Origin of the sequence: Chryseobacterium geocarposphaerae (assembly GCF_002797535.1) — a bacterium.
Taxonomy (GTDB): domain Bacteria; phylum Bacteroidota; class Bacteroidia; order Flavobacteriales; family Weeksellaceae; genus Chryseobacterium; species Chryseobacterium geocarposphaerae.
In genome coordinates this window covers 222,153-246,456 of sequence record NZ_PGFD01000003.1, presented here as the reverse complement: position 1 = coordinate 246,456, position 24,304 = coordinate 222,153, and the positions used below count along the sequence as shown (strand labels likewise).

Here is a 24,304-nt window from a genome sequence, read left to right as displayed (position 1 = left end):
TTTGCTCTTCTTCTTTTCTTTCTTTTGTGAGTTGCAACCTTGTGTCTTTTTCTTTTCTTTCCGCTTGGCATAATTTTAATTTTTTAGTAACTAGTTAATATTCCGTTAAATTTTATTTTACTGCAACTTTGGTTTTTACTTTCTCAACAAAAGATTTTGAAGGTTTGAAAGCAGGAATGTTATGAGCCGGGATTTCAATTGCAGTATTTTTAGAAATGTTTCTACCTGTTTTAGCAGCTCTTGTTTTAATAATGAAAGAACCAAAACCTCTTAGATAAACATTATCCCCATTGTACATAGAAGTTCTAATCTCCTGCATAAAAGCTTCTACAACTTTCTGTGTTTCATTCTTTTCTGTTCCCAATTTATTTGAGATGGTGTTTACCAATTCTGCCTTTGTCATTTCCTTTTTAAATTTTAAATTTTAGGTGTGCAAATTTAGTTAAAAAAATTGAATACTAGCAAATTAGTGGTAAAATATTTTTAGATAATTGATTAAGCGGGTATGTTTATTTTATGTTACTAATATATTAAGATATCCTTATGTACTGGAATTGTAGTACCCGTTTTCTACACAAAATCTTATCAGGTGAAGCTTTGTTTTTAGTCCCAGTTTTTCCGTTAAACGGTTTATATAGGTGTCAATCGTTCTTGTGCTGAGATTGAGCTTTTCGCCAATTTCCTTATTACTGAATCCTTCATAGCAGAACTTCATAAGCTGAATTTCCGTAGGAGAGAGCTCTTCCTGACTTTTCTTTTGCCGGTTCATATATTCCTGCACCAAAAGAGGCTGCTTTTGCCATTCCTGGTAATACGATTCATAATCAAAATTGTTATCGGCAATCTTTCCTTTCACGATATTTTTGATGATATTGCTGTTTTTCTGGCAGTAATATATATTAGGAATCTTAGACAGTATTTCGGCAATGTCTTCCTGATACGTTCCGGAATATGTAATAATAGGAGTTTCATTATTCGTTCTCCGGATAAATTTTATAGCTTCAATTCCGCTGAGTACGGGCATGAATAGCTCTATGAGGAAAACGTCTTCCTGCCGCCTATACGTTCTGTTGATAAGCTCATGACCATTGTTACAGTCATTGATAAGCATGTTGAAAGGCGTTTCCAAAAGCGTCTTGATCATTATTTTTTTAAAATAAAAATCACTGTCTGCTATTGAGAAGCGAACTCTTTTATTTAAGATGTGGTTCATTTTAATATTTCAATATCGATTTGGTGTTGATATTTAAAATTTAAGAGGTCTAATTTATGAAATTCCAACGAAACAGAAAATTAATATTCTCTAATTAGTGATTATGGGGAATAAATTTTGTGTATTTTTATTTTTTTTAATAATTTCACCGTCCAAACAAATCACAAAATATGTCTTCGAACAGGGAGAAAAAATTAAATCAATCAGACGTCAGGATAGGCATTTGGAAATTTGTTCTATCTTTTCTGGTCTTGTCAGGCGTATCTTTTATGTCTGTCTTTTTCTTTTTTAAAAGCTACGATCAGCAACGGGAGGGTATCAATAGAGAAGTTGCCTCTTATCAGGAATTGCTGGAAAGAAGTGATGTTCTAAAAAATCACATGGATGATATCTATCAGAAAATGGAGCAATTGGATGCCAATAAGGTAGATAATGACATTTTTCTAAGGAATAATATTTTAAGCAACATACAACTTGCCAGAGAGGTAATGGGGAAAGACAGTGCGCAGAATTTTAAGCATTATGCTATTCTCATTAATCAAATTGGAAGTATGATTGATCTGAAAACTCGAATAATAGAAGTGGAACATGAAAAGGAAATGGCAAGAAGAGATATCGAAGAATGTATGGGCAAAGTGGATATTGCGAATGACAAACTAAGAATAGACCCTACAAGAAAGTTTACGGGAAGTAGAAGACGAAGATAAAATAAAAAGATATGCAAGGACACATTTCATTATCCAAAACAGAAAAGCAGTATCAGTTCTTTTATCTTATACTGATGCTTTTGGTGGCTCTTATATTTTTAGGAATTCTTTTTCTAAAAGATTTTCAATCTCCTTTTTCGGATGAGGATGTTATTTCTATTCAGAAGCTAGACGAAAAAGCAAAATTTGATCAGAAACAGAAATATAGTTTCAAAATAATGGACAGTACCTACAACCAGATCAAGCATTTGACGAGTGAAATGCCCGAAGCTTTTGTAGAGACTAAAATTACTTATGGAATTAATGATTTGGTCAATTATTATAATGCTGGTGAAACTCCGGTGTTAGATATCAGAAAAGATGCATATCCTCAAATCGCTCTTTTTTATAAAATGTATTTTGACGATAAAAAAACAATTGCTACGGTAACAGAAGATACCGAGAAGTTCAAAAAGCAGTTTGAAGACTGCTCTATCGGGTTTAGAGAGAAGAAAAATCAGCTTTTTCAGCGTAACAATGAGCTCAAAGCGAGAACTCAGTAAGTTTCACTATATACACTCACACCACACAAATACAAAATCAAAAACACAACACAATATTAAATATGAACTACTTTGAAAAGAACAAGAAGAATATTATCATTGGGGTTATTGCGACCTTGCTTATAGCCGCTTTGGTTGCTCTATGGCTGCAGAAAAAAGTGATACATTCAAATGATGATATAGTAGGATTGGTATATCCATCAACATTAATGGTAGGAGATACCCTTCTATTTGAAGATAAAACTCAGTTTGCCAAAACTAAAAGATGGAGTTTCGGAGATGGGGCTACTTCTGACAAAAATAGTGGTATTCACTTTTATAACAAGCCGGGATATTACCAGGTAACCTTAATTATAGATAACAAGTATTCGAAGTCATTTCCGGTGATGGTACGCTCGAGAGAAGTCGCCAAACCCAAAGACACTGCAAAGATCCGTACAACGATTGATGCTCAGTCACAGGCAATGGTATTTGAAAATGTTCAGTTCCGTGCGATTTCTGATGCGAAGCAATTTACATGGAAATTCGGGGAAACAGGAAACATCGATTCAAAAGAAAAATTTGCTACTTATTCTTATAAAAAGCCCGGAGATTATGTTGTTACCTTATTTACAGATGAAAATATAGAGCCGATTTTGCATCACATCAAAATTCTTCCAGGTTATGATGCTTTACAGGAGGATGTAACGGTTGAAGATATGTATTCCAAAATGGATAATGACTTTAAGTATCATCTGCAGCAGATAGCCAACGGAAACAGTTTTAATACACATTACAATTATTTATTAAGAAAATATCTTTGTAACAACGAAAACACAGTAGTGAAAGTAAATGACAGCAAGGTGAATAATTTTTATATGTACTGTGCAGGTCTTCAGTTTGATAAAAATAATGTAATACAGACTGTAAAAGTGAACTTTGATGATACTCAATCTTGTGTAACCAAAGTTGATATTACCCAAAGTAAATAAATAATCGTTCATTTCTAAGAACAACACAACACCAATCATAAAAGAAAATTAGGATGAAAAATAAATTTCCTCTAGCAGCATATTATATAGGTATTTCAGTATTGCTTACAAGTTGTCAGGTAAAATTACCTTCAAAAAAAACACCGGAACCTGAGCTTTACGGTCAGATAGATAACTCTCCTGTGATTAACGGCTTTTCCAAAAAATCGGTTCCGTGGATTGTGATTTCCGACAGGTCAAGAAATACGGCATATCTGGACAAAAGTGATGAAAAATCATACAAAGAAGTAAAGTTTCTGGAGCCGCTTATGGTCTTAAAGCATAGAGACGGAATGGTAAAGGTGGCGGAATATGTTCCGGATGCCTTAATGAAAAAAGTTTCATCAAAATCCATCAAAACCTATGGCTGGATCCCGGAATCTGAATTGCTATTATGGAGCAACTCTTTAAAAAGCGAAAAAACGGGTTATCCTGTGAGAGTTGCCGTTGTGCCGAGCAACAGTGATGTGATAAGAAGTGCTGAAAGGTACTATAAAAATGATTCCATTATGGTTTTCAACTCACCTAGTTTGATTGAGCAGGCGAATGTGAAAATTCCAAACGGGCAAATGGTGTATGTTTACAAGCAGGCAGAAAATAATAAAAGATTTTTAGTAGGAAAGAAGCCTTCTATCGACATAGATAGTATAAACCAAGGATTGTACGGATGGGTAAGCTCTAATGTGATTTCAGCTTGGGGCGAGAGATCGGCCCTTAAAATGAAAAACCCTACAGGAATTACAGAAACAACTTTGGGGATTCACGAAGGATCTCCCGGAGGATCCAATGTAGAGAACAGAACGGCGATTTTGCTTACGGATGTAAACAAAAGAACTCCGCTGGAAAATATTTTCCCTGTTAATCTGGCTTTAGATACTGCTCCGACTCCGGATTCCAAAACAAAATATTTCACTAATATTTTAGATTACAGTAAGAACTACGTTTTCAATGTATTGGGAGAGCGTATAATTTTTGACCGGTATAGAGAAATTACTGAAAGAAATAAAAGAATAAATATTGTTTTTGCGCTGGATATAAGTGCTTCCAATGCTCCTTATGCTCCGATTGTAAAATCTTTACTGCAAGATTTACAGCTTAGATTTGAAAAACCTTCTTATTTTAATTCTGTGAAGTATGGTGCCGTTTTGTATAAAAACAATACCTGTGGAGATAATGTTGCAGCCTCAAGCCTGAGCAGCGATTATAGCAAGATAACTTCATTTATTGATCAGAAAAGTAATGAAATGAACTGTCCGAGCACCAGCAGTTACCAGCCGGTAAATGAAGGCCTTATGGCGGCAGGTCGTCTTCTTGCAGACCGTCCCGATGAAACCAATATTATTATTACAATCGGAACCTCATCCAATCAGGGAGGGAATATGTATGGGGTAATTAATTCTATTACCCAGGCACAGGCAAGATTGATTATGTTCCAGACCAGCGCAAGATCATCAGATACTTACAACGATTTTGTGTTAATGTCTGAAAATGTGGTAACCAATACAGCTAAAAACATAGCAGAACTTAAGAAGCAAAACATTATTAACCAAAGTGATGTACTGACTAAGAATAATTTTAGCCTGGTGGAAAGTGAAACAGGTTTCTTTTCACTAGATTATCCGAAGCAGAGTATGTCTCAAGGATTTGTTATTTTTCCTAAAAAAGGGGATATTGCAACTCCTGGATACTTAAAAAAAGCAGTGGATAGTTTGATTGCTCAGGTGACTTTAGATAATGAAACTATAGATAAATCACTTAATGATCACTTCCATTCGTCCGTAGGAGCCGGAAGAACAGATGTAGATGCGAAATACAAATATTTGTATCCGGGATTAACGAATCCTGTTTCTGCAGGTATTGCAGCGCAACTGGTTAATTATGGGAATCCGTTCTTAGTGAAAGGATATATCCCTTCAGAATTGAAAGAATTCAGACAGGGAATGGAGAAAGGGATTTTGATTTCTGAAGCAGAATATGATAATTTAAAGGCTTTCTACACAGAGGTTTATCAGAAAACAAATGCTGAAAGAACAGATTTTAATCAGTCAAAAGCGATCAATGAATATATCAGGCTGTTGAAAAAATATAATCCTACCATTAAGTTTCTGGATAAATCAGATTTATATGAAAAACCGATGTCCTATGCAGTAGGAGTAAGTACGGGCTTTGATAATTCCGAAGAAGAAATAATGTCAAAATATAAACTGAAAGCTTGGAAAAAATCCAAAATTATCGTCAATGAATCGGTAAGAACTTATTTTAAATATTATAAGGATTTAGCTGAAAGAATGCTGACTTACAGAAATAATCCGGCAGTGAAAATTCAGCAGAACGGACAGACCTTCTACTGGCTTAATGAATACTTTATGCCAACCATGCTTCCGGTAGAAGCACCTGAGTACACTAAACATTAAAAAAATAAAATAGGAAAAAGACTGCCATCGAGCAGTCTTTTTTTACGTCTAACTTATCTGGAAACAAATACTTGTCGTAGAAATACGACACAAAATAGTAGAACTACTACAAAAAATGAAAAAAGAAGATAAATATTTTTAGGATCAAAAATGCCGTTTTATATTTGTTTTACAATCACAGAGTTACAAAATATTATTAACGATTAAAATTTATTATCATGGCACTAAATTCAAGAGGAATTTTAAAATTCAACGGAGGAGAAGGACAAAAATTATTAAAGCTGAACTACAGCGTATCCAGATCAACAGATGTATCGGGAAGAGTAGCTTCAGATCCTTCTAACGCAATTATTAAGCTTACAGTAGAAGCAACAGAAAAATCTGATATTCTTGAAAGCTTACTGAACGGAAAATACAAGCCTACAACCGGAGAAATTACATTCAACAAATCTCACGAAGAAGGAACACTAATTACTTTAAATTGGGAAAACGGATACGTAATTCAGCACGAAGTAGACTTTGACGCCGTAGATGAAAATTCTATGTACATCAGTTTCGTAGTAAGTGCAGAGAAGATCAACTATGGTAATTCTGCTTATGAAGGACTTTGGCCATCAGCTTAAGCATATAGAACCAGCATTCACAAAGTAAAGACTGTCCGTATAAAGACGGTCTTTTTTGCCTGAACCCATCTTGGTTAAAGCTTTTTTAATATGATAAAATGCTTTAATGGAAACCTTAGTTTGGATATTTTTTTTATCTTTAACTTACCACAATCACAAAATTATGTCAACTACATCTGAAAATACGCAAGAAGCGTATTTCCGTCCTACTCAAAATGCGGATGGAGTATCGGGTAATCATCATTCGGGAATCAACCGTTTGGTGAAATTATCTTTGGTTATCGAAGGTCAGGTCATTAAATACTATAAATATTTTAAGCTAACACAAAGTGCAGTTCGTCATCATGAGTTTGCTCTTACATTAGCTCACGATACTTTTGGTAACCGTCAATCTCATGCTTTGGAAGATGCCAACAAGCTTTTAGGAAAACGTCTTACAGCTGTTATTTCATATAAAGATATTGAAAATAGCCCTGAAAGAACTTTTGTAGGAGTTATTACAGGAGTGGGATTCAGTCAGGAAAAGATGAGCTTGGGAAATATTGTTTTAACAGGACATAGCCCAACTATTTTACTGGATGGCGCTCCTCACATTCAGAGTTTTGGAGGAAATCAGCCTGTCAATATGGGAATCATTGCAGATAATGTGATTAAACAAGGCCTTGATAAAAGCAGGTTCGACGTAAGAATTGACACCAATGACTATTCACAGATTGTCTACAGCAGCCAATATAATGAAACGCATTACAATTATCTGGCGAGAATGGCAGAAGCATATGGTGAACAATTTTATTATGACGGAGAAGTTCTTCATTTCGGGAAGCTTCCTCCACAAAATAAGCCGATAAAATTGCTGTACGGAAGTAATGCTGATCATATTAAAGTAGAACTAAAAGCAGTTCATATCAAACCTGAATTCTATGGGTATAACAGTAGCCGCCACGAAAAGCTTACTTCAGGAACTACCCCAATAACCCATACCAGTGATCTTGCAAAAATAGCATATGGACATAATGATGCAATTTACAAAACTCCTGCGCTACAGATAGCTCCTATTAAAGCATCTACTCATCTTGATGTGGAACATTCCCAGAGAAGTACTTCGGGGAGCGAGGCTGTTAATGTATTTTCTTTGTCAGGTTCCACTACCGTTCCTTTTCTTCATCCGGGATGTATTGTAGATGTCCAAATGAGAAAGCCTGACACAAATGAAACGGCTTACTTTACCAAAATAATGATTACCGAAACAGTTCATGAAATTGATACGATTGGTCGTTATACAGGAAGTTTTGCGGGAATTGCTTCAGATACGGGCTTTTTACCGAAACCTGAGTTTATGGTTCCCAAAGCAGAACCTCAGACGGCAACAGTCATTTCCAATGCAGATCCGGAAGGACAGGGAAGGGTTCAGGTAAGATTCGACTGGCAAACCAATGATACTACCCATTTTATCAGAATGATGAGCCCGGATGCAGGGGGAACCGATCGCATTACTCAAAACCGAGGATACGTGGCAATTCCCGAAGTTGGAGATCAGGTGATGGTCAATTTTGTGCACAATCATCCTGACAGACCCTTCGTCATGGGAGGAATGTTTCATGGTCAGGTTGGTCTTGGAGGAGGAGCTGACAATAGGGTAAAATCGATTCAGACGAGAAGCGGTCATAAAGTGATATTCACGGAAGACGAAAGCATTATCATTACAGACAAGTCGGGGAACGAAATTCATCTGGATACTACCGGAAGCAATATAACCATTACTGCCCCGGAAACTATGACATTGAACTGTAGGAATATGAATATCAATGTTGGCGAAAATATGACTACCAGTGTTGGAATGAATAAATCGGACACCATTATGGCCAATCATACTGAAAGTATTGGCTCCATGAAATATGTGACCACAGGTGCAGATTTCATGACTAATGTTGTCGGAAAAATGAGTCATTACGTAAAAGGTGATATGGAAGTCTATGGTGAAAAAGAACATAAATTAACCAGCCTTAAAGGAGTAGAGGTAAGCAGCCAAGGAAAGGTAGAGCATCATGCAGAAAAAGAAGTTCAGAACAATAGTGGCGAGAAATCTAAAAATCACTGATCATGAGCATCGAGTATTTTGTAGAAGGAAAAGTTATTACTCAGACGGGAGGAGATTATAAAACCTTTGCCAGAGAAGGTATTGTGCATAATAGTGCCATATCGGTTCAGCAAAAAGGAAAAGAATCAGGAGTAAGCTATAATGAAGCGCAAAAAATCAATCCCAATGACAAGCCCGTCAATACGATTGATGTCAGTTTAAACTTATTCTTTGATGGTACTCTCAATAATAAAACCAATACAGAAGCCGGATTATCAGGTAAAAAGAAATCCGGGAGTTACGCGAACGACTATTCGAATGTAGCTCGTGGTTATGATGCAATAGATCCCGATACAGAAAATCAGGTAGCGTGGTATATAGAAGGTATTGGAACTGTTGATGGAAAGTCTGACAATGATACATTGGGGCTTCCTATTAGAGGCGCAGGAATGGGAATCGATGAAAGAGGAATTAAAGCAAAAGTTACGAAAGGATGTATCAAAGGAGCTGAAGCTGTAAAAAATAAATTTAAAACCACACCGATTAATATTCTTAGGGTAAATGTATATGGATTCAGCAGGGGCGCAGCTGCAGCGCGTCATTTTGTACATGTAGCAACCAATCCTCCTGATACAACAAAAATGTTTGGGGGAGGTTTAAATGTTTTTCCACCTGATTTTTTTGAATTATCAGAACTTGAAAAAGAGCAAAATATAGAGCAAAGGTTTATTATAGAGAAGGATAAAGCAGATTCTCATCTTCTAAAATACGGGTATTTTGGTGCCTGTATTTTAAAATATGGATTATCAGTAAATCAGATTCAGTTTAATTTTGTTGGGTTGTATGATACTGTAGCTTCTTACGGAGCCAACCACAGGGGAAATTGGTTTGTAGCAAATGATTCTGTTCAATTGGGATTAAATGCGGTACAGCACGGAGCTTTTATTTTCCAGATAGCCTCAGATAATGAGTTTCGGGAAAACTTCAGTCTTACTAATATCAAAGATTCAGGAATTAAGGGATTACAAATTACCTTACCGGGAGTCCACTCGGATATCGGAGGAGGGTATGTGAATGGGGAAGAAGAAAATGTACTGATCTATGAACAGTACAATTCTGCTGAAAATTGTGAACGGTACAGAACTATTTTAATTGATGAAGGATGGTTTTATCCGGATGAAATTAAAATCAAAAAAATAGTTAAGCCGGGCAGACATGATGTTACTTACAAATACGAATTGTGGGGAACAAGAAGCTTATCTAATCATTATGATAAAATTCCGTTGAGTTATATGTTTGAATATTCTAAGCAGTTTGATGTGAAATACTCAGAAAGAAGAATAATAGAAAATAATATTAAGGATAATAATGTACTTGCTATTGCTTCACAATTGTTTAACTATATTAAAGCCTGTAATGACTTACGCAATGAGTATGTAAAGAAATCAAATGAAGGAGTAAATATTTCAGCTTCAGAATATATAAACAAGTCTGAAAATTATAACTATATGAGTTTTAATGTTAATGAAACCGATTTGAAAACAATACGAAATAAATATTTGCATTGGTCTGCTAATTTGGATACCTTCGGAATGGGACCAAGGATTTCAGGGGTGAAAAAAGTTTCAGAACGTAAAAGAACAATTTTAGATGGATAAACATAAAATTTTCATTTTTTTGTTGAGTGTATTTCAACTGATCAATTGCCAGGATATGAAAAAAGAAAAAATAATTCCTTCTTATAATGTTCAATTATCGCATTCCGATAATAAACATTCAGTAGGTCCTGTTGAAGATTCTATTATTACTTTGGAAGGTATCTCGGCTCATTTGCCATATGGTCATTCTTCAGGAAGTTGGGGGATGTCAGGAAAAGGTTTTACCGATCAGGGAGGAACACCTATTGGGGCAGACGTTATTTATTACTCAGACGCAGAAAATGCATTTTATCATTTAAAGGCCAGTTTTCCAAAAGAGAAAGTACAAGATTGGGTTCAAAGAGCGTATGCCATAGATGAGTCTAAATCTTCAGTTCCTCTGAAGCAATTCATCAACCGTAGAGATGAACCTGATTTTCATCAAAAATACAATGAATATCAAATAGCTTATAAGAGGTTTTCTGACCTGATTTTTGGTTTTGCACCAAAAGGAATGGTGGTTGTGTGGTTTGGTTACGGACCAACACAAATAGAGCTGGGGGAATATCAGGCAGAGCGCATCACCAATGAAGCAGACATAAAAAAATACAAAGAAAAATACCAGAGAATATACCATGTAGATCCTGAACTTTTTGAAGAACTTGCTAAAGAATACTATCTTCCTAATGAATCTCCGGAAAAATGGAAGCAATACAGAATCCGTTACAACTGGTATCCCAAAGTGACTTCTGCCAATAAAGGCTTTAAACTGTTTAGAATAGATACGGATTATTATAATGGAGAAAGAGAAACAATGCTTCGTCCCTGGGTAGAAAATCCGGCTGCTATGGAGCGTTCCGTTCCAAAAGAAATTGATTTTTATTGGGAAACGGGGAAAGGAGAAGCTTTTGAAGGACGCGCCTTCTTTAATTGGGAAACGGCCAATGAAGCATTTAAAAAATCCGGAGCCCAGCAACAATTAGAATTTAAAATAGCACCGGATAACAATAGTTTTGAGTTGTTACTTAATAATACACCTTTTAAAGCAGACAGCCTGCGTGTTTATAAAAGTGTATTGAAGTTCAAAGACTCTTATAAATAGTCAAATACAATTGAAAATTAAAATAAATAGCAGAATAAATTTATTGTATAAATAAACTTGTTTAATTTTGCTGTCAACACCAACCAATCACAAACACAAATTATTAATATAGAAAGAACATAATGGGAGTACTAGTAACCAATGAAACAGTAAAACAATTGTTTCATATTGCACAGTCTATAGCGAGAGAAAATTATAACGGAACTTATGGAGCGCCCCATATTTTGCAGGCGTTAATGCATAAAGATATCGGACTTAATGAATTTTTGAAAAGTATAGATAAAGATCCGGGATATTTCTACGAGTGGGCCGATGTAAGAATTGAAGATTATCCTAAAACCACACACCTTCCTGATGAGGTCGGTGAAGACGAATCGGTGGACAATATTGTGGAAGAAGCCGATGATGTCCGTTTAAAATTAGGATTAGACGAAATTACCCCAATCTGTATTCTCACAGCTATCGTAAAACCGCAGGTTGCATTTACTTTACAGCAACTTAAATCTTTACCTTTAAGAGAACACGAAATTTTCAATTTATACAGAAAAGATACCCCCTATGAAAGTTCGGAAAATGGAAATTTTTCCTCTATTTTTTCAAACGGATCAGAGTATTCGGATAATTCTTTTCCGTCTATTAAGAGCTATTGTGTAGACAGAACAGCTCAGGCGAGAAAAGGTGAACTGGAAAACATTATCGGAAGAGATAAAGAGCTCAGAATGCTGGTTGAGATTCTTTGCAGGAGAAGTAAGCCGAACGTAATTATTATCGGGGAGCCGGGAGTTGGAAAAACGGCCTTAGTAGAAGGTTTTGCCATCGAAATTACCAAAGGGAATGTTCCTGATATGTTGAAAAACGGAACCCTTTTGGAACTGGATACCGGAGCATTATTAGCCGGAACATCTTATAAAGGAGAGATTGAAGACCGTCTGAAAAAAGTAATCAATGAATGTAAAAAAATTGAAAAAGCCATTCTTTTCATTGACGAGATTCATACTCTTTTGGACCCAAAAGGAAGCATCGGAAACGTTGCGAATTTACTTAAACCGGAATTGGCAAGAGGTGAAATTACCGTAATCGGAGCCACAACTCAGGAAGAATATAGAAAAATTATCGAACCGGAACAGGCTTTCAACCGCCGTTTTGAAGTACTGACTGTCAACGAGCCTGATGAAAAGACATGCGTTAAAATGATTGACGTTTTGTTGGATGGTTATAAAAAGCACCACGGAATTGAGGTTGAAAAAAATGCACTTCCGGAATGTGTTCGTTTGGCAAAAAGATATGCAAAAGGGAAAAAACTACCCGATGCGGCAATTGATTTACTGGACAGAACCATGGCAGCCATCAAAATGCTTGACGAACTTTCAGAAAAAGAGCTGGAAAGCTGGAAAGTAAGATACGATGAAATTCTACAAGAAGAATTTTTTGATGAAAAAGATAAAGCAGACGAATTGATCTGGACCTATAATTTATTAAGGGATAAAATCAGTCCGATTCTTTGGGGGTCTTTGAGTGAGCAGCCTCAAATTGACAATTCGATGCCTGTTGAGCAAATCCAAAAGATCATTGAAGATACTTATACCGAACTTTTACAGCACGCATCCGTAAAAAGAGAAAAAGTAGACCGTCTTGAATTGGCAGCAGTAATGGCGGCTAAAACCAGTATTCCGATTGGAAAAATTCAGGCCCAGGAAAAAGAGAAACTCTTAAACATGGAATCTCTTTTGATGAACCGCGTTGTAGGACAGGATCATGCTTTAAAAATTCTTTCAGATGCCATTGTTGAAAACCGGAGCGGATTAAATAAACCGGGACAGCCAATTGGTTCATTCTTCCTTTTAGGTCCTACAGGTACTGGAAAAACGGAGTTGGCAAAATCTATGGCAGAACTGCTTTTCAATGACGAAAAGGCAATGGTTCGTTTCGATATGTCTGAATTTAAAGAAGAACATTCAGCAGCACTTTTATACGGTGCGCCTCCGGGATACGTTGGGTACGAAGAAGGAGGAATGCTGGTGAATAAGATCAGACAGCAGCCTTATACGGTAGTTTTGTTTGACGAAATAGAAAAAGCACATCATTCTGTTTTTGATGTATTCTTACAGATCATGGACGAAGGAAAAGTGCATGATAAGCTTGGTAAAGAAGGAGATTTCAGCAATGCTTTAATTTTATTTACTTCCAATATCGGAAGCGAGGAAATTGTGAAACAATTTGAAGAAGGTAAAATACCGGAATCCAATTCATTAATGCAGATTATGTCTAATTCGGGACGCTTCAGACCTGAGTTTTTGGCAAGAATTACCGAAATTATTCCTTTCGCACCGATTACAGAATCTATTGCCGAGAGAATCTTTAGAATTCAGTTAAAATCACTACATGCTTCATTAACGAGACTGGGAATGACATTGAAAATTTCTGATGAAGCTGTTAAAAATCTGGCTTTAGGAGGATTCAGCAGTAAATATGGAGCAAGACAGATCTCAGGAGTGATTAGGTCTCAGTTAGCAAGACCGATTTCCAAGATGATCGTGAGGGAAGAAGTAAAAACCGGGCAGACGATTCATGTCGACTGGAATAAGGAAGAGGAAAAACTAAACTGGAAGGTTGAATAATACTCTGAAATAGTAGATTTCAGGTTTTTAAGGTTAATTTGTTAGCAATGAAAATGAATTTCAAAAATATTTTTGCGGGTTTACTGCTTTTAGGATCTGTCGGCGTTGTGAACGGACAGTTCCTTTCTGCTTCAGATACCTCAGAAAATAGTGTGAAGAGGTACAAAAACATTATTAATGCCAATAAAGAAATTGTTGATTTTATAGAAAACTCTCTGGCACAGAAAGGACTCCCAAAGCATTTGAGGAATCTTGCGCTAATAGAATCGCATTTTAACAGAAACATCACATCCGGAGCCGGAGCAGTCGGAGTCTGGCAGTTTATGACAGCGCATGCCAATCAATACGGGCTTTCTGAGCAAAACCGGAATGATATCTATAAGAGTACGAAAACGGCTGTAATTTCCTTGTCAAAACTTTATAAAAAGTATAACAATTGGGTAACGGTAGTCGCAGCCTATAATTGTGGAGAAGGAAATATTGCAAAAGCGATGTCTGCGGCAGGATCTAATCAATATCATGTTTTTTATAAGTTCCTTCCTAACGAGACTATCAATCATGTTAACAAATATTTGAATGCTTGCTATGCTACCGATGAGTTGCAAAGTGTATTGACGGATTATAACAATGCGCGTCTCAACACAGTTTTCTTTGTAAATGGAGGAAGTGGAAAAAATATAGGATCTTTATCTGAAACCGAAATTAATGCAGGATTTAATCTGAATATCATTGCAGACGAACTCAAAATAGACGTCAATAAAATTCTTGCATGGAATCCCGGAATTGTAGACGAACTTCAAAGCAAAGGAGAAAGTACCTTGTATCTTCCTATGGATCTGATGCCCGACTTTCTTTTGCGGAAAAACAAGATATTATCCAGATCATTAAAAGAAGTTAAATAGGATTAATTTAATCTGTTAATCGGTGTTTTAAACTTTATTGTATCCTCTTGAAAAAATCATATAGTAAAACTACGACATCAAATCGTAGAATTACTACAAAATTTAAAAAAGACCTTTTGTAATTTTTTTATTGATGATTATGGTTCTATCTTTGAGATATCAAAATCACCAAATCACGAAATATTAACGATTAAAATTTACGGAACATGGCACTAAATTCAAGAGGAATTCTAAAATTCAACGGAGGAGAAGGTCAAAAATTATTAAAGCTGAACTACAGCGTATCCAGATCAACAGATGTATCGGGAAGAGTAGCTTCAGATCCTTCTAACGCAATTATTAAACTTACAGTAGAAGCAACGGAAAAATCTGATATTCTTGAAAGCTTACTGAACGGAAAATATAAGCCTACAAGCGGAGAAATTACATTCAACAAATCTCACGAAGAAGGAACACTTATTACTTTGAACTGGGAAAACGGATATGTAATTCAACATGAAGTAGATTTCGATGCGGTAGATGAAAATTCTATGTACATCAGTTTCGTAGTAAGTGCAGAGAAGATCAACTATGGTAATTCTGCTTATGAAGGACTTTGGCCATCAAGCTAAAAATCAACTAATTCACTTAAAAAAATTAAACTGAAACAGGATAGTCTGCCAAACCATGCGGATTATTCTGTTTTTCATGCTATAAAGATGTTTCAGATTTGCAAAAAATATTTGCCATCTTTTAATGATCCAATTCATAAATAATCTGTTTGGTGTGATATATGCTTTGGAAAATCACATAGGAATAGAATTCAAAAAATAATCAAATAAAACACAAGATATTATGTTTCAGGATAGTAAAACAGCTAAAGCACAACATAATGTTGTAAAGCAGGAGAAATTTTTGGATGGAGCTGAAAAGAATTTACAGAAAGGCAAAGACAATGTAGTGGAAAAAATTGATTCGAAAATGAATACCAAAACTATAATGAATCAGGCCTCGACTCCAGGTATTTCGTCGATGAATGATCAAAAGGTTTGGGCTCAGCAACCTACTTCTAAAATCCACAATGCAGCCGCTATCCCGACAAGCGAGATCTTAGGAATTAACCGCGTAGTGAAACTTGATATTGTGATAGAAGGAAAGGAGATACAGCATTTCAAGCATTTTAAATTAACACAAAGCGCAGTTAAGCACCATGAGTTTTCGCTTACCTTATCTTACGATACCTTAGGAAGCGCAGAGAACCATAATCTGGAAGAAACTCAAAATTTCTTGGGCAAAAGAATTACGGTCGTTTTCAAATATAAAGATGTCATAGAAGGCCCTGAACGTACCTTTGTCGGAGTTATTACCGAAGTAGGATTCAGTCAGGAGAGAGGAAGCCTTGGAGATATTGTTCTTACGGGGTATAGCCCTACCATTCTTTTAGATGTAGCTCCTAATATTCAAAGTTTTGGTGGAGCTCAGGAAGTAAGTCTCAACAGTATTGCCGATCAGGTTATCAAAGAAGGTCTCGGACAAAATAAATATGATTACAGGGTAGATTCCAAATATGGAAATGTTCCCTACAGCTCTCAATATGAAGAGACACATTATAATTACTTAGCCAGAATAGCTGAAGCCTATGGAGAACAGTTCTTTTATGATGGAGAAGTACTACATTTCGGAAAGCTTCCTCCTCAGGAAAAACCTGTGAAACTTACTTACGGAAGCAGCGTGAATGATGTTAAGATTAAAATGAAAGCGCAGCATGTTAATCCTACTTTTTATGGATATAACAGCAGCAAGAACGAAAAGCTTAGCACCGGAAAGTCTACTATTCAGCATACTTCTGACATTGCAAAACGTGCTTATGAAATCTCTGAAAAAACTTTTCAGACACCTTCATTAAGAGTGGCTCCCATCAAAGCCGTATCTTTTATGGATATTGATGCATCACAGAAAGGAACAGCGGGAAGCAAGGCATCAGAAGTTTTTGTTACGATGGGAACTACGACTGTTCCGTTTCTATATCCGGGATGTATTGCAGATATTGAGATGCGTAAAACAGATACCAATGATACCTCATACTTTACCAAACTGATGATTACAAATGTTATTCATGAAGTGGATGCAAGAGGTTATTATGACGGACATTTCGAAGCTATTGCTGCAGATACAGGATTTATTCCGCGTCCTGAATTTGAGTTTCCTAAAGCAGAACCCCAGTTTGCAAAAGTGATTTCCAATACAGATCCATTAAATCAGGGAAGGGTAAAGGTGCAATTTGACTGGCAAAATGGGAATTCAACCACGGAATTCATCCGGGTCATGTCTCCCGATGCAGGAAGCAGCGATAAAGTCAATAAAAACCGAGGGTTTATGTCTGTTCCCGAAGTAGGAGATCAGGTTATTGTGAACTTTGTTCATCAGCATCCTGATCGTCCGTTTGTGATGGGAGGAATGTTCCATGGAGGAATTGGTGCAGGTGGTGGTGCCGGAAATAATATCATGAGCCTAAGTAGTAAAAGTGGACATATTATTAGGTTTAATGATGCTGGTGGAATGGAAATCAGAGACCGAAACGGCAATCATGTGACATTAAGTGGGGACGGTAACATTAATACTTATGTAAGTAATGACAGTACCGAAGACATAGGAAACAACCATACAATAAATGTTGCTACAAAAAGTACCATTGATGTAAGTAAGGGAAATTCGATTTTCACGATGGATAATGCCGGGAATGTAAGCATTAAAAGTAATACGGAAATAAAATTTGAGACAGGAAGCAGCTCAATTACAATGGATAAAAGTGGAAATATTACAATAAAAGGAGTTAATATTACAATTGAGGGAACCAATACTAAAATTATCGGAAGTTCACTTGCACAAATCGGTAAAAAAGGGGCGGAAACGGGAGTATCTGTTGATAGTAATGTAACAATTAAAGGAGGAAATATTATCGAAAACTAAGTATGAAGTCCAATTTATATAAAATTCAGTTAAAAGAAAAGGATAGTATTTCTGATGTTGCAACAGATTTAGGGATAGATGTCAAAGTTTTAATTGATTTTCATAATTCCAATTCGCAACCACATGAATGGATTAGGAAAGATTTAACGATAGCACCATGGGTAAAAGAGTTAATTATTCCTGATACTGCTGAAAATCTAAGGAAAATAAAAAATCTAAGAGAATCTAAGGATGTTGTTCAGCTGGTTCAAACAGAAGTCAAAGCAAGGTATAAGATTGTACAAAAAATCGATATGCAGATTTCGGGAAGCAGTATGATTGACTCAGAGACTGAAATAATTTGGAATCATAGTAAAACAAAAAAAGAAAATGTTTTTTATAGTGATATCAAGCAGGAATCGCACCAGATAAAGTACATTAAATCGATTTACCGGCAGTTTGCAGAATATATGCAAAAGCTTAACAAACCTCTGGAGCATCTTATATTAGAGCTTTTTGACGAAGGTAAGGTTAAAGCGCTCTCCAATCAGAATGAAGTAAAGGAAATATGGAGTAGTTTAAAGAAAGAATTAAAGCCGGAAATGGGGAATACTCCTGAAGAAAAAAACATGATTGAAGGAGGAGATAAAGATTTTAGCAATACCTTACCATTGATCAATAATAACGTTCTTTACAAGCTGTTTTTTAATGATTTATTTTATCAGTATTCAGAATTAGATATTTTTGTGGACCTAGAACAACAAGAATATATTTCGCAAATCTTTGCTGCAGAAAAAGTTATGCTCTCTAAAAAACGAAAGGTGAAGAAAGAAGGTGACTTGGTAAGAATAAAATTGTATTATGAATCTGATCCTAAGAAAAATGGACGTTTAAAGGAAATTTATAACACCAAGTTAAAAGACTTTTTGCAAGAAGATTATAGCTATTCACTCACTTGGTCTATAGAATATCTTTTTGAAATTCGGCAGGGGAAAATGCTTTCATGTCATTCTAAAATTAAAGAGCAGGCGAGTAGTAAATACTGTCACTTAACAGAACATACGATAGAGTTGATTTAAGAATTAAAGCAATGAGTAAATTATATGTACCTGATGGAGCATGGTTAGTCTGCTCTGACGGAATGAAGAAACAACAGATAAAAGTTACAAGCCAAAGTACCGTAACTATTGCCGGCGGTTATTTAAAAGCAACGGTAGATGACAGACCGGGAGGAAACTTTATGTGTGCCAAGATGGTGATTGCCGGTGCCGTTGTTGGGGCTTTATTAGGCGCAGCATTAGTTGTAGGTTCTGTACTGTCTGGAGGGGCGTTGGCAGTGGCAGCCTGCGCTGCAGCTGGAGCAGCGGCTGGAGCCGGAGTATCTTTAATACCGTCTATTTGTGGTATGCTATTGCAAAATTGGACTCCTTTTGATTCGAATGTATTAACAGCTGGAAAACATCCATTGTTAGAAAACTCGATGATACCTTGTCGCTTAGGAGGAAATGTAATGATTTTATATTCTGAAAAAGCGGCTGATGAGTTTACAGATAAAGTGGTGGCAGAAACTGTATTAACAGTGGGGGCTGTAGTTTGTGCATCCTATTTGTTATCTGCATTGGCTCTTTCCGTTGGTGCTGCAGGAAGCTCTTTATTGGCAACGTATGCAGAATATGGAATGGCATCAACGATAATGCAGGGATTGGGAATGGGGACTGTTTTTGCTGCATCTTACGGAGTTAATGCTGTTTACGATGAAGTAAAAGATGTGACAGGTTTTGAAAACTATGTAACAGGGCAGGCTTATGATCTTGACAAAAAACCGCAGAATGAACTTATGGGCGAAGTTACCGATAAAAAATATGGTGCTGCTACAGATGCATTAGGATCGGGTAAAGAGATTTCACAATCGCAAACCTCAGGATATCAGAGTACTACAGTTAATCAGTCCACAATATCTCAAAATAGAGTGTTTATTGCTGATAATTCGGGGAATGTTACTCCGCCTGGAACAACAGCCACAAGTACTACCATATCCGCCAATAATCGTTTGCCTAATTCAAGTGTAGGTAATACACAAGTACATGTCAATGCTTCAAGTACAAATGTTAGAATCACTCCTAATACCACAACGGCAACATCAACAAGCATGAGTTCAGTATATGGAACTCAATATAACAACTCTTTGAGAAGTAATGTTGCTACCGGAGTTAAGACAACTGCGGGTGGTGCGCTTAAGGGATTAGGAATTAATTTTGCCATAGATCTTTTTAGAGCCACTTCAAATTGGGCTTTAGCATCTCAGATTGCTGAGCTAAACACCGCTATGCAAAATGAAGAAGCAGCTGCAAGAGCAAAAATAAATGTTTTGGCAGGAAAAGATTAATGATTATCAAATATAAAGTTTCAAAAAATTAATGAGAAATATAATATTCACTATAATTCTTTTGTTTCCCTTAGTGCTTACCTTTATTATACTTGGAAGAGTTATTAGGATTGATTCGAATCTTAAATTAATGAGAGAGAATCCCATTGTTAAAAATCATCAACAGGAAAAAGTAATTATTGATAAGCATTCCAGTAAAAGAAGAGTCTATTTTTATGTTACAAGCGATACAAAAACATTAAAATACGAAAGAGATTACAGAGGATTCATATCTGATTGGGCTTTTTTTAATGACAAACAATTAGAAAATAGTGATACTATTTCATTTTATACAGACCCCAATCAAAAAATAGCAGAAAAAGAGAGTATTCCTTTTTTTAGTATCAATAATGAAAAAAAGAATTTTTCTTATTTTTTTGATATTTTTCAATATGTAAAAGACAAGAATTTCTTTTTACTACTTATTATTTTCCTTATATATGCATTTGTTGGAGGTGGTGGAATTGATCGCTTCGGAGGCATTACGCAATATAAAACAATAGGTATTTTATTTTCTCTAGATATAGTATTTTTTTTACTATTACTGTTTTTGTAACCCAGCCTAATTACTTCTTATTATTTTTATGAAAAAAGTATTGCAAATTATTATTTTAATTATTGGCTTATTGTTAGTAGGAGCCATTGTGAAATATAAACTATTCACTGATAATGATAACAAATTTTACAAAGATGGCTGGACTGCCTATGAAAATAACCAATATGACTTAACAATTTTTTATCTAAGCCATGTAGACAAAAACAAATTTCCGGATATAGTAGCTCCCTTAGGCTTTTCGTATTTGCAAAAACAGGATTTTGGAAATGCTATCACCAGCCTACAGGAGGCATATGATAAAAAAATAGGAGAAAAAGAGGGATATTATGATAAAATATCCAATTCACTTGGTATATGTTATATGCAGAAAGGAGATCTGGATAAATCAAGATTTTTTTTACAACAAGCAGAAAAATTAGGAAATCCTGATAGTAAAAGAAATCTCAAAATTTTAGACTCTTTACAGCAAAATACCAAATAAAAAGATCCTCTGTTAACTTCAAAGCTCTGCTTAAAAAATTAAAAAGACCTCTTTTGAGGTCTTTTTTTAGTTGTTAAATTAAGGTTCTTTTATTGCGAGGACGTAAAGCAAAAACACTTTTTTCTTATCTTTGTTTTTTATGGAAAATATGGACGCAACTCAGGATAAAAGGTTATTTCTTATCGATGCTTATGCAATGATTTTTAGAGGATATTATGCATTGATCAGAAATCCTAGACTTACAAGCAAAGGGCTGGATACCTCTGCCATTTTCGGTTTTACAAACTCTTTGATAGAACTGATCCGAAGAGAGAAACCGACTCACTTGGCGGTGGTTTTTGACGTTGGACAGGCAAGTGTGAGAACAGACGATTTCTCTGAGTATAAAGCCAACCGAAGTGAAACTCCTGAAGCTATTAAGATTGCCGTTCCCTATATCCATAAAATTTTGGAAGCCATGCATATTCCTATTCTGGGAGTGGAAGGATATGAGGCGGATGATGTTATCGGGACCATTGCCTGCAAAGCAGAAAAAGAAGGGTATACGACTTTTATGGTGACTCCGGATAAAGATTTTGCACAATTGGTTACCGATAAAATTAAAATTTATAAGCCGGGTTTAAAAGGAGGAGATATTGAAATACTAGGCGTAGAAGAAGTCAAGGCAAAATATGAAATCGAAGACCCGAAGCAGGTGATTGATTTCCTGGCAATGATGGGAGATGCTGTGGATAATATTCCGGGGCTGGAAGGGGTTGGTGAAAAAACGGCCATGAAATTCCTAAAAGAATTCGGAAGCATTGAAAATCTGTTAGCCAATACAGACCAATTAAAAGGAAAACTAAAAGAAAAAGTAGAAGCTTCGGCAGAACGTGGAATTTTATCAAAAAAATTAGCCACTATAATCTGTGATGCCCCTATCGAATTCCATCAGGAACAATACGATCTGGAAACTCCGGATTTTGAAAAAGTAAAAGAAGTTTTTGATGAAATAGAATTCAGAAGATTGTATGAAAATCTTTACCGTGCTTTTGCTCCTGCAACGGTTACAACGACTGTTGTTGCTGAGGTTGAAGTGACGGTAACGGAAACTACTCCTCAACAAAAAGTAGCGCAGGCAGTAGGCCAATTAGACTTATTTGCAACATATGAAGAATTAGAGCAGGCGACTTCCACAAAATCAACGATTGAGCAGAATGACCATCTTTATCAATTTGTGGATAATCCCAAAGCGCAAAAGATCTTAGTTGATAATTTATTAAAACAGCAAGTGGTATGTTTTGATACCGAAACTACATCTTTAAATGAATTGGAAGCCGAATTGGTGGGAATGAGCTTCTCCTATAAAAAAGGGTTGGCATATTACATTCCTTTGTCGGAAGATCAGGGAGAAGTTTTACAGACGTTGGAAATTTTCAGACCTTTCTTTGAAAAAGAAGATTTGTTAAAAGTAGCCCACAATTTAAAATTCGATTATAAAATCCTTAAACAGTACAATATTACCGTAAAGGGAGCAATGTTCGATACTATGATTGCCCATTACCTTTTAAGCCCGGACGGAAGACACGGTATGGATTATCTTTCGGAAGTATATCTGAATTATAAACCGGTTTCCATAGAAACGATTATTGGTAAAAAAGGGAAAAATCAGGGTAATTTCAGAGATGCGGATCTGAGAACTCAGACCGATTACGCAGCGGAAGATGCGGATATAACTTTCCAACTGTACGAATTGTTTGCACCTCAATTAAAAAAAGAAAATTTAGAAGACTTATTCTTCAGTATAGAAATGCCGCTCATGGAAGTGCTGGCAAAAATGGAACTGGCGGGGATCTCTCTGGATGAAAAATGGCTGGCTCAGGAAAGTATTGATTTGGAGAATGATTTAAAACAATTGGAATCAAAAATATTTGAACTTTCCGGAGAAGAATTTAATATGAATTCACCGAGACAGCTGGGAGACATTTTATTTGAAAAAATGCAGCTTGATCCGAAAGCAAAAAAAACAAAAACAGGTCAGTATGCAACGTCTGAGGATGTTCTTCAGAAACTGGCTTCGAAACATGAAATTATCAAGCATATTCTGGAGTATAGAACGTATCAGAAATTAAAATCGACTTATGTGGATGCATTGCCGTCACAGATTGAAAAAACGGATAACCGCGTTCATACTAATTTTTCACAGACTACAGCGGCAACAGGTCGTTTGGCGAGTGTAAATCCGAATTTGCAGAACATTCCGATCCGGACATTAAGAGGACAGCAAATTCGTGGAGCCTTTGTTTCAGGTGAAGGGAAAAAGATTATTTCTGCCGATTATTCACAGATTGAATTACGTTTGATTGCGGAAATTTCAGGAGAAGATAATATGATCAAAGCGTTTCAGAATGGTGAAGATATTCACGCTTCTACAGCAGCGAAATTATTTAAAATTCCGTTGGAAGAAGTTTCAAAGACGCAGAGAAGCCAAGCAAAAACGGTAAACTTTGGGATCATTTACGGGCAGGGTGCTTTTGCATTGGCTGAACAGACCGGCTTATCCAGAACGGAAGCCAAACAGATGATCGAAGCTTATTTCGAGACCTATCCTAAGCTGAAACAATATATGGCTGAACAGGTAAGCAAAGCCAGGGAAAGAGGCTATGTAGAGACTATTTTAGGAAGAAAGCGCCATTTAAAGGATATTAATTCCAATAATTTTGTTGTTCGTGGTCATGCGGAAAGAAATGCTGTGAATGCTCCGGTTCAGGGAAGTGCAGCAGATGTGGTGAAAATGGCGATGATCAAAATTCAGAAAGAGCTGGAAAAAGAAAAACTTGAAACCAAAATGTTGCTTCAGGTGCATGACGAATTGGTGTTTGAAGCGCCAATTGAAGAAATTGAAGTCGCTACCAATATCATTAAAATGGAAATGGAAAGTGCCATAGAAACACAGGTTCCTTTACTGGTGGAAATTGGAGTAGGGAATAACTGGCTGGAAGCGCATTAATTTATTTTAAAAACATATAAAAATCCCTGAAATTATTCATTCAGGGATTTTTTATTGGAAAGGGTTAATCAATATCAATA

Annotated in this window: 19 protein-coding genes; 17 read left to right on the top strand and 2 right to left on the bottom strand. The window is 36.0% G+C overall.

The window, feature by feature from the left end:
- Positions 1-112 precede the first annotated feature (112 nt).
- Positions 113-403 (bottom strand): HU family DNA-binding protein, encoded by a 291-nt coding sequence (locus CLV73_RS17100; protein ID WP_002984212.1) that lies wholly within the window; start codon positions 401-403, stop codon positions 113-115.
- A gap of 138 nt (positions 404-541) precedes the next feature.
- Positions 542-1,144 (bottom strand): response regulator transcription factor, encoded by a 603-nt coding sequence (locus CLV73_RS17095; RefSeq protein WP_228424429.1) that lies wholly within the window; start codon positions 1,142-1,144, stop codon positions 542-544.
- Between the two features lie 239 nt (positions 1,145-1,383).
- On the opposite strand from CLV73_RS17095, the gene tssO (CLV73_RS17090) reads away from it, so the two are divergent.
- The 17 genes from tssO (CLV73_RS17090) (at position 1,384) to polA (ending at position 24,224) form a co-directional block, all read left to right on the top strand.
- Complete coding sequence (gene tssO / locus CLV73_RS17090; protein ID WP_100378089.1) at positions 1,384-1,920, top strand: type VI secretion system TssO; 537 nt, start codon at positions 1,384-1,386, stop codon at positions 1,918-1,920.
- Positions 1,921-1,931: 11 nt separating this feature from the next.
- Positions 1,932-2,462 carry a type VI secretion system TssO gene (tssO, locus tag CLV73_RS17085; protein ID WP_100378088.1) on the top strand — a complete coding sequence of 177 codons (531 nt, stop codon included), beginning with the start codon at positions 1,932-1,934 and terminating at the stop codon, positions 2,460-2,462.
- 62 nt (positions 2,463-2,524) lie between these two features.
- Positions 2,525-3,433, top strand: coding sequence for a PKD domain-containing protein (locus CLV73_RS17080; RefSeq protein WP_100378087.1), 909 nt, complete (start codon positions 2,525-2,527; stop codon positions 3,431-3,433).
- Between the two features lie 53 nt (positions 3,434-3,486).
- Positions 3,487-5,886 (top strand): type VI secretion system protein TssR domain-containing protein, encoded by a 2,400-nt coding sequence (gene tssR, locus CLV73_RS17075; protein ID WP_100378086.1) that lies wholly within the window; start codon positions 3,487-3,489, stop codon positions 5,884-5,886.
- A gap of 218 nt (positions 5,887-6,104) precedes the next feature.
- Complete coding sequence (tssD, locus tag CLV73_RS17070; protein WP_185116788.1) at positions 6,105-6,509, top strand: type VI secretion system tube protein TssD; 405 nt, start codon at positions 6,105-6,107, stop codon at positions 6,507-6,509.
- A 163-nt stretch (positions 6,510-6,672) separates the two neighbouring features.
- The gene (locus CLV73_RS17065) at positions 6,673-8,607 is read left to right on the top strand and encodes a type VI secretion system Vgr family protein (protein ID WP_100378240.1); all 1,935 of its coding nucleotides are present in this window, start codon (positions 6,673-6,675) and stop codon (positions 8,605-8,607) included.
- Between the two features lie 2 nt (positions 8,608-8,609).
- Positions 8,610-10,244, top strand: a complete 1,635-nt coding sequence (locus CLV73_RS17060) for a phospholipase effector Tle1 domain-containing protein (RefSeq protein WP_100378084.1) — start codon at positions 8,610-8,612, stop codon at positions 10,242-10,244.
- 55 nt (positions 10,245-10,299) lie between these two features.
- Entirely contained in the window at positions 10,300-11,325 is a 1,026-nt protein-coding gene (locus tag CLV73_RS17055; protein WP_228424428.1) for a DUF2931 family protein, read from the top strand.
- A 122-nt stretch (positions 11,326-11,447) separates the two neighbouring features.
- On the top strand, positions 11,448-13,943 hold the full coding sequence (locus CLV73_RS17050; protein WP_100378082.1) for an ATP-dependent Clp protease ATP-binding subunit: 2,496 nt from the start codon (positions 11,448-11,450) through the stop codon (positions 13,941-13,943).
- A 47-nt stretch (positions 13,944-13,990) separates the two neighbouring features.
- Positions 13,991-14,845, top strand: coding sequence for a lytic transglycosylase domain-containing protein (locus CLV73_RS17045; protein ID WP_100378081.1), 855 nt, complete (start codon positions 13,991-13,993; stop codon positions 14,843-14,845).
- 206 nt (positions 14,846-15,051) lie between these two features.
- Positions 15,052-15,456, top strand: coding sequence for a type VI secretion system tube protein TssD (gene tssD / locus CLV73_RS17040; RefSeq protein ID WP_100378080.1), 405 nt, complete (start codon positions 15,052-15,054; stop codon positions 15,454-15,456).
- 223 nt (positions 15,457-15,679) lie between these two features.
- Positions 15,680-17,794 (top strand): type VI secretion system Vgr family protein, encoded by a 2,115-nt coding sequence (locus CLV73_RS17035; RefSeq protein ID WP_449384843.1) that lies wholly within the window; start codon positions 15,680-15,682, stop codon positions 17,792-17,794.
- Positions 17,795-17,796: 2 nt separating this feature from the next.
- A complete protein-coding gene (locus CLV73_RS17030) occupies positions 17,797-18,852 on the top strand; it encodes a hypothetical protein (protein WP_100378079.1) in 1,056 nt (351 codons plus the stop codon).
- Positions 18,853-18,863: 11 nt separating this feature from the next.
- Entirely contained in the window at positions 18,864-20,159 is a 1,296-nt protein-coding gene (locus tag CLV73_RS17025) for a PAAR-like protein (protein WP_100378078.1), read from the top strand.
- A gap of 31 nt (positions 20,160-20,190) precedes the next feature.
- Positions 20,191-20,754 carry a hypothetical protein gene (locus CLV73_RS17020; protein WP_157798819.1) on the top strand — a complete coding sequence of 188 codons (564 nt, stop codon included), beginning with the start codon at positions 20,191-20,193 and terminating at the stop codon, positions 20,752-20,754.
- A gap of 28 nt (positions 20,755-20,782) precedes the next feature.
- Positions 20,783-21,235 (top strand): tetratricopeptide repeat protein, encoded by a 453-nt coding sequence (locus CLV73_RS17015; protein ID WP_100378076.1) that lies wholly within the window; start codon positions 20,783-20,785, stop codon positions 21,233-21,235.
- A 148-nt stretch (positions 21,236-21,383) separates the two neighbouring features.
- Positions 21,384-24,224: a DNA polymerase I gene (polA, locus tag CLV73_RS17010; protein ID WP_100378238.1), complete on the top strand. Its 2,841-nt coding sequence runs from the start codon at positions 21,384-21,386 to the stop codon at positions 24,222-24,224.
- Positions 24,225-24,304: the final 80 nt, after the last annotated feature.